Raw genomic sequence first — 12835 nt, 5'->3', positions numbered from 1 at the left:
ATATACCATTATGGCTCAAGCTAATAAAACTACAAAAACAACACCTGTCAACAAGACCGGATTTGCATTCGCAAAAATTAATTACCAACTTTTTGTAGCCAGTATCCTTGTCGTAATTATCGGTTTTTTCCTAATGTCGGGCAGTACTGATATTTATAGTTTTACCAAAATAACGATTGCTCCTATCGTTGTTATACTAGGTTTTGCATTGGGTTTTGTCGCCATCCTATACAAACCCAAGAACAAGAACGTATAAAATAGTAGATGAATTTAATTGAAGTCATTGTCTTGGCCATCATTGAAGGCCTGACAGAGTTTTTACCTGTCTCATCGACAGGACATATGATTATTGCTACCGCTTTAATGGGCATCGAGCCCACAGCATTTGTCAAGCTCTTTACCATTGTTATCCAGCTGGGTACCATCCTATCTGTCTTGGTTCTTTACTACAAGCGTTTCTTTCGGTCTATGGCCTTTTACTACAAGCTTGTGGTAGCTGCGATACCGGCATCGATTTTAGGTCTTGCACTGAATGATTATATCGATCAGTGGCTAGAAAGTCCATTAATGGTAGCCGTCAGTTTGGTCATCGGTGGAGTGATTCTTTTATTTGTAGACAAATGGTTCAACAAGCCCTCCTTGGACAATTCAGATGATATTTCGTATGGACAAGCGTTCAAGATCGGTCTCTATCAATGTCTGGCCTTGATACCGGGCACGTCACGATCAGCAAGTACTATTGTGGGGGGTATGACGCAGCAATTAACGCGTAAAGCAGCGGCTGAATTTTCATTCTTTTTGGCGCTCCCCATGATGTTTGGCGCATCCTTAGTCAAGTTGCTTAAATTTTTTAAAGAAGGTAATACTTTTACTCCCGATGAAATCAATCTATTGATTATTGGTAACGTCGTGGGATTTATAGTGGCGATTATTGCCATCAAATCTTTTATCGGAATCCTGACCAAATATGGTTTTAAAGCCTTTGGTTGGTATAGGATTATTGTTGGATTGCTGATTATCGCTTTGTTGATGTCAGGCCATAGCCTACAGATTATTTAATGGAAGAACGTATAGCGCACGAACAAGAGCCCGTTTTCAACTTCGCAGAAGGGCAAATGCTTTTGGTCGATAAGCCACTCACATGGACGAGTTTCGACGTCGTCGGTAAGATTAGAAATTCAATCAAACCCCAAAAGATAAAGGTAGGCCACGCAGGCACCCTCGATCCATTGGCGACCGGTCTTTTGATTGTGTGCACTGGAAAGATGACTAAGCAAATCGACACCTTTCAAGCAGAAGACAAAGAGTATACGGGTATAATTACCCTAGGTGCCACTACACCTTCATATGATTTGGAGACCGATATCGACCAGCGGTTTGATATCAGTGACTTGACAGCAGATGCTATTCAGGCGGCCACGCAGCAATTTCTGGGCGAACTCGAACAATACCCACCCGCTCATTCGGCAATCAAAATCAATGGAGAGCGCGTGTACGAAAAGGCTAGACGAGGAGAAGAGGTTGAACTCAAATCCAGAAAGATCCGTATCAATAGTTTTGACATCGAAAAGATTGAACTCCCTCACGTGCACTTTAGGATTTCGTGTTCCAAAGGAACATACATTCGCTCTATCGCACATGATTTTGGAAAAGCATTGGACAATGGTGGGCATCTCAGTGAGCTCCGTCGTACCAAAAGTGGCGACTATGATATTGCCAACGCATGGAACTTAGAAAAACTCATCGAAGTCATCCGATCTCAAAAAATTAACGAAAAACAAACAATCTAATTCAACCATTAACGAATAATAGTTGTTATTTTTGCGGCAAACTCAGTTTAATGATGTAGGTCGGTGTCTCGACCTAAGCAAATATGTACCGGATAAACGCAAGGTATATAGTCATTAAATAGAAGAAATTAATAAGAAAGTGGAAGGGTACCGAGTCGACATCGTCGATCGAGCGCTCATCCGCCAACAAGTAGAATAGTTAGGATGAAACCGAGTCGACACCGTCGATCGAGCTCTCATCCGCCAACAAGTAGAATAGTTAGGATGAAAATATACAGAAATTTAGAAGACTTCCAACCTTTAGACTGCGCTGTAGTCACCATTGGGACTTTTGATGGCGTCCATATCGGGCATCAGAAGATTTTGAGTCATCTTAAAGAATCTGCTAAGAAAATCAATGGAGAGACCGTATTATTGACTTTTTTCCCTCATCCTCGCCTTATTATCAATCCAGATGACGATAGTCTCCGCCTCATCAACGATATTGAAGAAAAAGTGTGGCATCTTGCCAAAGCAGGTATAGACCATCTGATCCTAACGCCTTTCACTCGAGATTTTTCCAATCAGACACCAGAGGAGTACATCAGCAATGTATTGATTGGCAAGCTGGGCACCAAGAAAATTGTCATTGGATACGACCATCATTTTGGAAAGGACCGAAAAGGCTCTCTTGTCGAACTGGAATATTTTGCTGAAATTTTCGATTATACCGTCGATCAGATTCCCGAGCAAGATATCAATGATGTTGCCGTATCTTCTACACGCATCCGAGAATCCTTGATCAAAGGTAATATTGATACAGCCAACCAATACTTAGGCTATCCTTTTGAATTGACGGGGACTGTGATTCGTGGCGATCAGATTGGTCGGACCATTGGGTTTCCTACCGCCAATTTACATGTACACGAGAAGCACAAGCTGATTCCGGCCTATGGCATCTATGCCGTAGAGGTAGAGATTTATGACAAGGTGAAAGAAGTCTTGACTGGCGCCTACGAAGAGGAAGTGCCTATTTGCAGAGCCAAAGGGATGGGATATATCGGTACCCGACCTACTGTAGATGGTATGACCCGTAACATAGAAGTATCCCTATTTGATTTCAACGAGGATATTTATGGAAAGACACTTAAGGTCAAATTTTTACACTTTGTCCGACATGATGAACGTTTTGAAAGTATAGACATCATGAAAGATAAGATAGAAGAAGACAAGCAGTACATCCGTCATTTCTTTGAGACCAAGTAAAAACATACAAATTAACATCGTCTTGTTTTCATAAAAATTAAAGAGTCCTTGGCTTTAAAGCCAAGGACTCTTCTGTTGGGTATACTCCCATTTATCTTTTACACCTCTATTTTCACTCCGCTTTGGGTGCTATTGCCCGCCACACTCCTGCTGCGACCAGCGCACCAACTATTGGCGCGACAATAAATAACCACAGCTGTGAAAGTGCCACTCCACCCGCCAACACAGCAGGGCCAAATGAGCGTGCTGGATTGACAGAAGTTCCAGTCACAGGTATCGCTACAAGGTGAATGAGCAACAGCGTAAAGCCGATTGCCAATCCAGCCATTGTACCATTTCCTACGTTAGAGGTCGTAGCCAATATCACGAATAGGAAGAGGAATGTCAGCACCGCTTCAGTTGTAAACGCTGCCACAACCCCATATTCGTTTTGATACCCTTGCCCCCAGCCATTTGACCCATAGGCCCATTCACCAGCCTGGAAACCGGCTAATTGTCCGCTTAAAATCTGTTGTAGCACAAATGCTCCCAACAAGGCTCCTATCAATTGCGCCAAGATGTAGACTCCTGCATCTTTTGCAGATAGACGGCCCGCAGCCAATACACCTATTGTCACAGCGGGGTTGATATGGCAGCCCGAGATCCCACCAATAGCATAGGCAAATACCACTACTGACAGACCAAAAGCGGTGGCAATACCCAATAGGCCCAAACCGGATAGGCCACCTGCGGTATCTACACCTGCTATTGCAGCTGCACCACAACCAAAGAGCACCAAACCGAATGTACCAATCAGCTCAGCGACAAATTTTGAATACGTTTCTATTTTCATCTTTCTTATAGATTATATAATCGTTACTCAAATTTATAGTATACAAAAATCATTTCAAACAAAAAAAAGTAAATTTATAGTCGACTGGCTACAAGGATGATAAAAAACCTTAATAATTTGGTAATAAGTAGATTAATGTAACAGGGTTGCCGTAGCCTATCTATTCTAAATGTAAAGTTAATCCCCGCGTCTAATTTGTATTTAAAGTCGGATAAAAATCGTAAATTTGACTCATTTACAAATGCCTATCGATACAATTATTATTTTTATATTAAATATATTGCACATACATTTATGAGTAGACCTTCAAAGCTTATTCTAACGTTCTTTTTATTCTTCATTACATTTGCCCTTTATGCGCAGCAAATCGACCCAAACAGATTGCACGAAGAGATATCCAATCTAAATGACAACAATCAAAATGAAAAATCGATCCTCCTATTGGAGAAAATCATCAATGACCCCAAGTCTACCCCTTATGACCGCTACATCGCCTACCTGGAAAAATCACTCACTTACAAGCAGCTTTATAATTACTCAGGAGCACTCAACAATCTAGAGCTTGCTTATCAAGAGGGGCAAAAGAGCGATCGTGTCGAAGAGGCCGAAACACGAGTCACTGTCGAGCGCATACTCATCCATTTCGACCTCAAGAATGAAAAGGAACTTTTGGAATTGTTGAAACAAGTCAAACCAGACAATCTCCAATACATACACAGAGAAACTAGAGCCTTCTATGAATGCGTATTGGGTCACCTAGAGCTTCGCAAAGAAAATTACTCCGAAGCCGATCAGTACTTTGACGCTTGCATTCGATTGTTGGAGCAAGAAAACCCCAAGCATCTGCCCATCATCTACAAGGTCAAAGTAGAGCTTTACAACTTAATGGGTCTTAAAGAAAAGGCATTGGAAGCCTTTAAAATAGGTTTGGACTATGCAAATAAATACAACATCGACCTGTACAAGATTACGATGTATGAAACCATTATCTATTATTATACATCAAATAAAGAGTATGAAAAAGCCTATCTAGCGCAAAAGACCGTCAGCGAAGCGCGTAGACAATATGACGCAGCAAACCGGAGTGGCAAGCTTAATGTCTTGGAAAAAGAGCTCTTACAGCAACGAAGTGATATCGAGACGGTCAATAAGAGAAATATGATGTGGCTTTTCAGTTGCATCATCCTGCTGCTATGTGCCCTTATCTTCGTGCTATTCAAACTTTACCATTCCAATAAGCACCGTCGTATCCTGATGGAGAAAGAAATGGAGCAGATGCGTGCTCGCCTAGCGCAATACATTACACCTACTTCCGATGCATCCCGTGATGATCTCACCGCAAAATTGGGCAACCAACAGCTCAAAGCAAGGCATACGGAAATTATTGAACTGGTCAAACAGGGGAAGACCAACAAAGAAATCGGGGCCTTTCTATTCATCTCGGAGAATACTGTAAAATATCACTTGAAGACTATCTACGATATCTTAGACATAGACAATCGATCGGCGTTAATCGATAAAAATCAGTAGCTAGCTTTTTTGGCAATGCCCATAGCAGATGATATTCGGTACGACGTCGAGAGCATACTGATGCAGGCGCTGGTAGGCCCACATGAGTAGATCATCAAGTATCGTCTGTACGCCATCCAAACCCCATTGCCATAACCATCAGCAACCCGACCAAAGTTTCCCAATGTTGGGCTGATGGCATGTTCTGGGGGTTAGCCTGCATAGAGATTAGCCGTTCCTCCTCCATCTTAAATCCCTTCAATACCTGTTCGCTCTTAGGTATCTCCGTATTTTCTACCGCTGTTGCCCTACTTGCCTTAGCGGTACTGGAAGGCGTTGATACCGTTTGCTTCTGCACAGCAGACCCTGTCGTTGGCGGCAGCTCCGAAGTTGAACTACGGCTATTTTCGGAAGCAGCATTGTCATGGTTTTGGAATCCGTTCCATACGCGTCCCAATTCTTGATGCAAATTAGAAAGTGCCCTCTGCTGGTCTGCTGTATTCACGTTCTGTTCGACAAACTTCAACAGCTTTTCATTTCCACATACCTGGTCCGAGCAAGATACACCCATCTCCTGCCCGGTTTCCAGATAAGCGGTTACTAAACTTTGTAATGTTTTGTCGCTAGGTCGCCAGTACTCTTTGCGCACCACTTCTAGCATACGCGCCAACATCTGTTGATAGGCATGTAGATTGCCTGCGTCTGCAAAACGCTCTTTTATATCGAGCGCATATTTATCTGCTATATATACATCGTGCCATTCTTGCCAATCTGCCTCCTGTATAGCGTGGTCAGTCGTCGCCTGCCAACCCCACATATTGTCGACCACCTGACCAATCATCCGAGCGCCGGCATATCCTTCGGAAGTCATTTTCTTTATCCATTCAGGATTGAGGTAACGGGTATGAAGTTCACGCCCGATAAACTTATCCAAGCGCTCTTGTCGCATATCATTCGGATCGATTAGGTTGGTCACTACAATGTCCGGTTCGACACCATCCACCTGCGTAATAGCCAGCGCCATACCTCCCAGATATTGAAAAAAATCATCGTTATCAAGCACCCCATATACATTCGTCGAACGACTATGCACTACAGCCTTTGTTCCTGATAAAGCTTTTTGAAACAGCGACACCGCTAGATCCTTACCCGTTATACGTTCCAATTCAGCACCGCCTACCCCCCAGAATCCCTGTCCATACAGGTGACTTGACCGGTTAAAATATACCGATGCTACTGAAGTGTTATTTTCCCATTTATCGGATGCTTGCACAGCACGATCTACACCTATGCCATAACTTCCCGACTCCGACCCGAAAAGCCGAACCAGTGCAAGCCGCTCACGCAGCGTGCTATCCGTGATTCCAATCTCCGCCAGTTGTTGTTTGGTGGAGTCGACATGTTGGCGTACCACATTATCCGATTCAGGCGACCTATAGGCCAATAGCACCGCTTGGTCGATAAGCTGCATCATTTGCGGAAACATATCACGATAGAGACCCGAGGGCGTAATCACGACATCTACACGAGGCCTTCCCAAATGATCTCGAGAGATACGCTCTACTCCTTTGACCTTGCCAAAGCCATCATATTGGGGACGTATCCCCAATAGACTCAAGAGCTGCGCTTCCATAATCCCTTCATGACGTATGGTCTCTACAGACCATAGATTGAAGGCTACCTTATCGGGATAACGTCCACCATGCTTTTGACGATACGACTCCACAAGTTCTGTCGCCAAGCGTTCTCCTGCTTCATAGATTCCCGGTGAGGGCATCCGCGAGGGATCGAAAGCATAAAAATTCTTACCCGTGGGCAACGCATCTGGATTTCGAATCGGATCATTGCCCGTGGCAGGCGCTATGTACTTGCCATCCAGGCCATCCAATAATGCCTGCATTTCAGCCGGACCACTGGCCAATAGGCGTCCATAGTAATCCGCTCGTTGTAGTTTCAACTCGTCTTCAGACAGCGCTTTCTGTCTATTGACCATCGCTTGGGCTGTCAACATAGCTTGTGTTGAATCTGGAGAGACACCAAAGGTATGCATACCCATAGGCGTCTGTTTTTCATTCAGCTCCTGGAGGTAATGTTCCAATAGCTGAATATCCTGGTGCTGCAGTTCATCAACGATATCCAAGTCGCGTACCACATTGGTGCTCTTGGCCAATCGGTTGACCTCCTGTAGATGCGTCGCAGCCAATACAGGACTTTTATCCATTGCCGTAGTATAATCATTGATAACCCCAGCCAGTTGGCGTAGCTCGGGGCGTAGGCCGGCTTCCTGAAAGGGAGGCGTCAGGTGGTCGATAATAACGGCCCCACCCCTACGCTTAGCCTGTGTGCCCTCCCCTACATTGTCCATGATATAGGGATATATATTCACCATACCTCCTAATAATGCATCGGCCGCATCACTGTTATCAGCTCCTGCCTCCCTACCCGAGAGCCACTCTAAGGTGCCGTGGGTACCGAGGTGGATCAGCGCATTGGTCTTCGATTGATGCTGTAGATACAAATAGAATGCAATGTATTGGTGATGAGGGGGCAAGTTGATATCATGGAAGATGGCTTCGCTGTCCTCTTCCCAACCGCGCGCGGGTTGAGGCATGAGGTGTACTTTTCCAAAATTCACTTGTGGCAGCACGAAAAAGGCACGCTGCTGCTCATCTTTCCAAACCATGATGTGCGCCGAATCAGGCACGCCCCATTTGCGAACTACCTGCTCCTGAAACTGAGGGTGCAATTCGGCAAACCATTTCCTATAGGTTTCCATAGGTACCAACACGGGATTATCTTGCTGGACCATGCGTGTCAATTCTCCAGGAGCCCAAGTGCCGATATTACGCCCACCCTTCATCACATCGTTGAAGATTTCGTCCGCTGTCGGTGGGATTCCCCCCAGGTCATATCCGTTTTGTTGCAACGCTTGCAAGATGCTGTGCATACTCTTTGGCAGTACATTGAGGTAACTGGCTCCTATATTATGTTTGCCAGGGTGGCCATTATAATAAATTAGGGTGACGTCTTTTTCATCATTACGAAGGCGCCTTAACCGCGACCAAGCTTTTACCTTTTCGACCAAATTCTCCACGCGCCCTGGCAAGGCTATTTTCTGCTTGAAGACAAGGCCTGCACTATCCGTATATCGCTCCTGTGTAGCTACTACAGTCGGTTGTATTTGCCCCATAATCTCGGGACGCACAAAGGCCATGGTGCGTTCTGAGATGGCTATACCCACCTTATCAACTTGCCATTCGGCTAGACTTTTACTGCTGGTGACCCCATTTATAACCGGCACCCCTAGCCTTGAAAAGCTTTCAGCTACACGCTCTGGAGCTCCCCCAGGAAGAGAGGAAAAGCTAACCAAGGCATCGATTCTGGCTTTACCGAGACTGTCTGTGCAGTATGCGTTGAGCGCTTTGTCCAGCGGAAAGCCATAGAATAGCAATACTTGATACCCAGCATCCGCAAATCCACGTGCATAGTCACGCAGGTAGGCATCTTGACCAGTGACAAATTCATAGCGGAAAGCATAGAGCCCTACCGTGGGCAATCCTCCCCCTTTCCTTCCATTAGCGTCCTCAAAAGCTGCAAATGAGGTATAAATCTGTCCCGTAGACCAGTCTACGATACCCTGTTCAGGATATACTTGAGGGGGTTTGGTATCGAAGGCAGCCCCTAAATGTCGCACCGCCAATAGAAGGACTAGTTCTTTGATGTTTGCCGCACTGGGATTCTCAAAATAATGGTCCACTGTTTTGTCAAATCGCATGCCCCACTTTTGATAGTCGTCAGCTTCAGGACTACTGCCCACCGCATATACCCAACCACCTCGTTGTACCACCTGCTGCATTTGCGGAGTATAGCGCTGCAACATCTGCGGGGTATGTACATAGCAGATGACTATATCGGCAGCTTCAATGGAGGTCTGACAACTTTGACCGTTTATCACCTCAAAACGAGAGGCAAATTCTGGTTCCCGCTGCAACAACCGGATGGCATCCGCTACAGGCTTACTATAGTTGTCCGATACCAGAAGTGCAATACGTTTTTGGGTTTTCAGTTGCTGCGCTACGCCGTATGGCATATGCAGCAACATGAAAAACACCAACCAACAACCAAATCCTATTTTTTTTATGTCCATCTTACTTTTCTGGGATATAAATGACTTGTCCATCATCCAATTGATAGGCCGTACCTAGTCGCTCACCCTGACCAGCAGCTTCTTCTGGTGATATCTTCTTTACGTTGATTTCCTTGCCTTTCTTCGTGATGATTTCCATCTGGCCGTCTTTCGTCTTCTTGGTCATCGTCATTTCGGTTTCCGGATCGAAAAGATCGAGCACATTCAAAGCCGACATGAGGGCCATGATCATGGCTACAATCAGTACTACACTGATGTCGAACAAGTTGGCCACTCCACTGATGGGATCTTCTAACGGGGCCCGCACAGCCTCATATCTATCTTTATTCAATAATCTCATGATGGTATACTTATATATGCGCTTGTATCCTGTTCTCTAATTGACGATCATCCGTTTCTTTCCGCAGCTGACGTTCCAACAAAACCTCGCAAGCCAGGAAATCCTTCGCAAGCCACTGCTCCTTTTTCAAGGTGATCATATATGCGACAATACCGCAGGCCAGCCCCACAATGGTTGCCGTAAAAGCGACAACCATGTGGTTGGCCATAGCAGACATGTCACCCGTAGATAGCGTTGCAAGTGCTTGCCCCATAGGAATTAAAGTACCCACCAATCCCAATGAAGGCGCGACCTTTATCAAGAATCGGATACGATCCAATTTTTCATTTTCTTTCCTTTCCCATTTTTGCACCAATTCGGTCACATTGATGTCCGCATTATCTTTATCAGCCAGGCAGATGCGGATCTCCTCGCTATTTTGTTCGAAAAAGGCATTCACACGACTATCACCCTTCCGGTTAAGCGCTTCGCGTAATACGGCACCACATGACCACACCACCCAGCATACCATTGCCAATAGCCCTAGAAATACAGGCAGGTGTAGCCAATTTGCGAGTTGAAAAAGGATGTGTTCTATAAATGTTAGCATGATTTCTATTTTATAAGTTGTAATTAATACCAAGCAGTATCGTCCTTGCCGGAGCATAATAGTAGCTCTTGGCCGACGTGTAGCTGCCAAAATAGAGTTTGTCGAATAGGTTGTTCACGGTGAAATTTACACCAATTGGGCCAAAGCTTCTAGCCAGCTTGAGGTCCACTACAGTCACTGACTCCATTTTCTTCTCGACGGTATTCTCCAGATCGCCGAAGAAAGCGCCTGTATGTCTCCCCCATATGCTCGCATGTCCCACACGCGGATGATCATAAATCAGTGCCGCCGAGTATATACTATGGGGATTGTCACTCATCTCCCTACCTACATATTCAGGATTGGTCTCATATTTCTTAATCTCCGATTGATTATAAAAGTAGCTCACTTGTGTCGTCAACGCGGACGATACCCGGTATTTTACAGCGCTCTCTACTCCCCACAACCCTACCTTTCCAATATTAATATATTGACGTACCGGCAAGTTTCCGGGGTCAAAATACGACGGTACTTCTTCGGGGTCGATCAATACGGCCGCTAGAAAATCACTGTATTCAGATGTATATACCGTCGCTGACAATTCAAGTTGCTCCATCAATTGAAGGTCAGCACCGAAATCAATAGCATACCGCATACGTTCGGGCTTCAACTCAGGGTTGCCCAATCGAAAGGAAGAACCCAATGGAGCAGCGTTGTACATATAGTAGGCAGCTGGTGCCCTAAAGCCTGTCGCATATACCGATCGCAGACGCAAGTTGGTAAGCAGCTCATAGGTAAGGCCAACTTTGGGTGTCAGCACGGTAGAGCGCGCTGCATCATAATCTATCGTGACTTCTTTGCCAGAAAGATTATCGAAGAAATACCCGTCCCGATTTGCCCAATGGTCGAGCCGCAGGCCTAGGTTGGCATGTAGCTTATCTGAAAATCGCACATCATCATTGACGAACAAGGAAACAAAATCCTGTCGGCCATTAAAATTCTGCATGCCCTTGTCCGGATATTCCTTTCTCGACACGACCTCCGTAAAGCGCAAATCCGCACCGACCGTCAAATCGTTGATTCCTACCCGATGACTCACTTTAGCAATGATACCATAGGTGTCCAACGGTACCCTGGATAGGTAGCTTGTACTGTTAAATGCTTCCTCTTTGGCATTCCAATTGAGCGCCGTAGTCATTCGACTCTGTACATTGTAGTAGGCCAATATATCCGGAGCAAAGCGAGCTTTGTTATTTTGGTAGCGTAGTTGATAATTGCCCGTCATGCTGCTCTCATCATACAGTATCGATGTGCCCGTCAATGGCTTCTGCCTATTAAAGTCGGCTGTCGCCGCCAATGTACCGCCATTGTCAAAATCATAGGTGAGCTTGGTGTTGATGTTGAGCAATGAAGTCTGTGGCTTTTGATAGTAGTCCTTCCATAGACTATCTGCCATATAGGCGTAGCCGTCCGTCGCTTTGTATTCCGCAAAGGCCACAGCGCCCCAGCGCTTTGCAAATCGCTTTCCTAATTTGACACTCGCCTGGTAGGTATTCATCGACCCATAGCGCAGATCGGCACCCAATAGCAGTGCATCTGTCGGCTTTTGGGTCACCAGATTGATGGTCCCACCCATGGAGCTTGATCCGTATATAGAAGAGCCAGGGCCACGCACCACTTCTATACGCTCGATGCTGTTGGTCGCCAAGCTGTTCCATTCAGACACACCTCCGGTGTAAGCATCGTTGATGGGTACACCATCTTTCAAGACCAAGGTGCGGTTAGCCGACCCCGTTCCGCGGAGAATCACCCCTGTATGCGTACCAGTGGTCGTGAGCCCTCTGCTCCTATCTACCATCACACCTGGCATGTATGATAGTGCCTCATCAATACTCTGCAACTGCCGAAGTTCAGGTGCATCCTTCTGCAAGATAGATACGCTGGATGAAATCTGGCGCAGCTCTTTAGGCAAAGTAGATGCTGTAACCGTCACCATGTCCAAGAAGCTCGATTTGCGTTTCATCACCCAATGCTGTTGGCTACTATCCGGAGTAGCTCGTACATCCAATTCTAAAGCTTCAAATCCCACATGCTGTACCAAGATAGCAGTGGTTTTGACGAGATGCAATCTAAATGTACCGTGCCGATCGCTCACCGCGACTATGCCTTTGCCGCGCTGCATGATGGAAGCACCGCTAATAGGCTCACCCAATGAATCTTGGAGATGGCCAACAAATACAGGGGTCTTTGATATCGTCTGCTGTCCATAGCTGTCTAATAGGAATAAATTGAATAAGACAAGTAAGCCAAATTGGCGCTGTAATCGTCGAAAATTTCGTCGATAGGTTCGTGAAGGAAAATATGGTATGTTCATAGTCTACAAATGCAATAGTGTTGCAATAAT

At 45.4% G+C, this 12835-nt stretch carries 10 protein-coding genes; 5 read left to right on the top strand and 5 right to left on the bottom strand.

Going from position 1 to position 12835, the window contains the following annotated elements:
- The first annotated feature begins 10 nt into the window (after positions 1 to 10).
- From OQ289_RS11190 to OQ289_RS11175, 4 genes are all read left to right on the top strand, one after another.
- Positions 11 to 256 (top strand): DUF3098 domain-containing protein, encoded by a 246-nt coding sequence (locus tag OQ289_RS11190; protein WP_033562378.1) that lies wholly within the window; start codon positions 11 to 13, stop codon positions 254 to 256.
- A gap of 8 nt (positions 257 to 264) precedes the next feature.
- Positions 265 to 1059, top strand: coding sequence for an undecaprenyl-diphosphate phosphatase (locus tag OQ289_RS11185; protein WP_270090838.1), 795 nt, complete (start codon positions 265 to 267; stop codon positions 1057 to 1059).
- On the top strand, positions 1059 to 1790 hold the full coding sequence (gene truB, locus OQ289_RS11180; RefSeq protein ID WP_270090837.1) for a tRNA pseudouridine(55) synthase TruB: 732 nt from the start codon (positions 1059 to 1061) through the stop codon (positions 1788 to 1790). The genes OQ289_RS11185 and truB overlap by 1 nt, the downstream gene beginning before the upstream one ends.
- A 264-nt stretch (positions 1791 to 2054) precedes the next feature.
- The gene (locus tag OQ289_RS11175) at positions 2055 to 3035 is read left to right on the top strand and encodes a bifunctional riboflavin kinase/FAD synthetase (protein ID WP_270090836.1); all 981 of its coding nucleotides are present in this window, start codon (positions 2055 to 2057) and stop codon (positions 3033 to 3035) included.
- A gap of 112 nt (positions 3036 to 3147) precedes the next feature.
- Here the strand turns inward: OQ289_RS11175 and OQ289_RS11170 are convergent, their stop codons facing one another.
- On the bottom strand, positions 3148 to 3867 hold the full coding sequence (locus OQ289_RS11170; protein ID WP_270090835.1) for an MIP family channel protein: 720 nt from the start codon (positions 3865 to 3867) through the stop codon (positions 3148 to 3150).
- Positions 3868 to 4161: 294 nt separating this feature from the next.
- On the opposite strand from OQ289_RS11170, the gene OQ289_RS11165 reads away from it, so the two are divergent.
- A complete protein-coding gene (locus OQ289_RS11165) occupies positions 4162 to 5397 on the top strand; it encodes a helix-turn-helix transcriptional regulator (RefSeq protein WP_270090834.1) in 1236 nt (411 codons plus the stop codon).
- Between the two features lie 94 nt (positions 5398 to 5491).
- On the opposite strand, the gene OQ289_RS11160 is transcribed toward OQ289_RS11165, so the two are convergent.
- The 4 genes from OQ289_RS11160 to OQ289_RS11145 are packed head-to-tail and all read right to left on the bottom strand — an operon-like array spanning position 5492 to position 12805.
- Positions 5492 to 9523 (bottom strand): cobaltochelatase subunit CobN, encoded by a 4032-nt coding sequence (locus tag OQ289_RS11160; protein WP_270090832.1) that lies wholly within the window; start codon positions 9521 to 9523, stop codon positions 5492 to 5494.
- A gap of 1 nt (position 9524) precedes the next feature.
- On the bottom strand, positions 9525 to 9863 hold the full coding sequence (locus OQ289_RS11155) for a DUF2149 domain-containing protein (RefSeq protein ID WP_270090831.1): 339 nt from the start codon (positions 9861 to 9863) through the stop codon (positions 9525 to 9527).
- A 10-nt stretch (positions 9864 to 9873) separates the two neighbouring features.
- Positions 9874 to 10452 (bottom strand): MotA/TolQ/ExbB proton channel family protein, encoded by a 579-nt coding sequence (locus OQ289_RS11150; RefSeq protein ID WP_270090830.1) that lies wholly within the window; start codon positions 10450 to 10452, stop codon positions 9874 to 9876.
- Positions 10453 to 10462: 10 nt separating this feature from the next.
- Positions 10463 to 12805 (bottom strand): TonB-dependent receptor, encoded by a 2343-nt coding sequence (locus tag OQ289_RS11145; RefSeq protein WP_270090829.1) that lies wholly within the window; start codon positions 12803 to 12805, stop codon positions 10463 to 10465.
- Positions 12806 to 12835: the final 30 nt, after the last annotated feature.

Origin of the sequence: Sphingobacterium sp. SYP-B4668 (genome assembly GCF_027627455.1) — a bacterium.
In the GTDB taxonomy this organism is placed as follows: domain Bacteria; phylum Bacteroidota; class Bacteroidia; order Sphingobacteriales; family Sphingobacteriaceae; genus Sphingobacterium.
Note: the sequence above shows the minus strand (reverse complement) of the source record. Positions and strands in the feature narration are given on the sequence as shown.

What these genes read in the sequence shown, in the direction of transcription:
- OQ289_RS11145 (WP_270090829.1), bottom strand. Translation starts at nt 12,805, where the DNA reads ATGAACATACCATATTTTCCTTCACGAACCTATCGACGAAATTTTCGA.
- OQ289_RS11185 (WP_270090838.1), top strand. Translation starts at nt 265, where the DNA reads ATGAATTTAATTGAAGTCATTGTCTTGGCCATCATTGAAGGCCTGACA.
- OQ289_RS11170 (WP_270090835.1), bottom strand. Translation starts at nt 3,867, where the DNA reads ATGAAAATAGAAACGTATTCAAAATTTGTCGCTGAGCTGATTGGTACA.
- OQ289_RS11160 (WP_270090832.1), bottom strand. Translation starts at nt 9,523, where the DNA reads ATGGACATAAAAAAAATAGGATTTGGTTGTTGGTTGGTGTTTTTCATG.
- OQ289_RS11155 (WP_270090831.1), bottom strand. Translation starts at nt 9,863, where the DNA reads ATGAGATTATTGAATAAAGATAGATATGAGGCTGTGCGGGCCCCGTTA.
- OQ289_RS11190 (WP_033562378.1), top strand. Translation starts at nt 11, where the DNA reads ATGGCTCAAGCTAATAAAACTACAAAAACAACACCTGTCAACAAGACC.
- truB (WP_270090837.1), top strand. Translation starts at nt 1,059, where the DNA reads ATGGAAGAACGTATAGCGCACGAACAAGAGCCCGTTTTCAACTTCGCA.
- OQ289_RS11175 (WP_270090836.1), top strand. Translation starts at nt 2,055, where the DNA reads ATGAAAATATACAGAAATTTAGAAGACTTCCAACCTTTAGACTGCGCT.
- OQ289_RS11150 (WP_270090830.1), bottom strand. Translation starts at nt 10,452, where the DNA reads ATGCTAACATTTATAGAACACATCCTTTTTCAACTCGCAAATTGGCTA.
- OQ289_RS11165 (WP_270090834.1), top strand. Translation starts at nt 4,162, where the DNA reads ATGAGTAGACCTTCAAAGCTTATTCTAACGTTCTTTTTATTCTTCATT.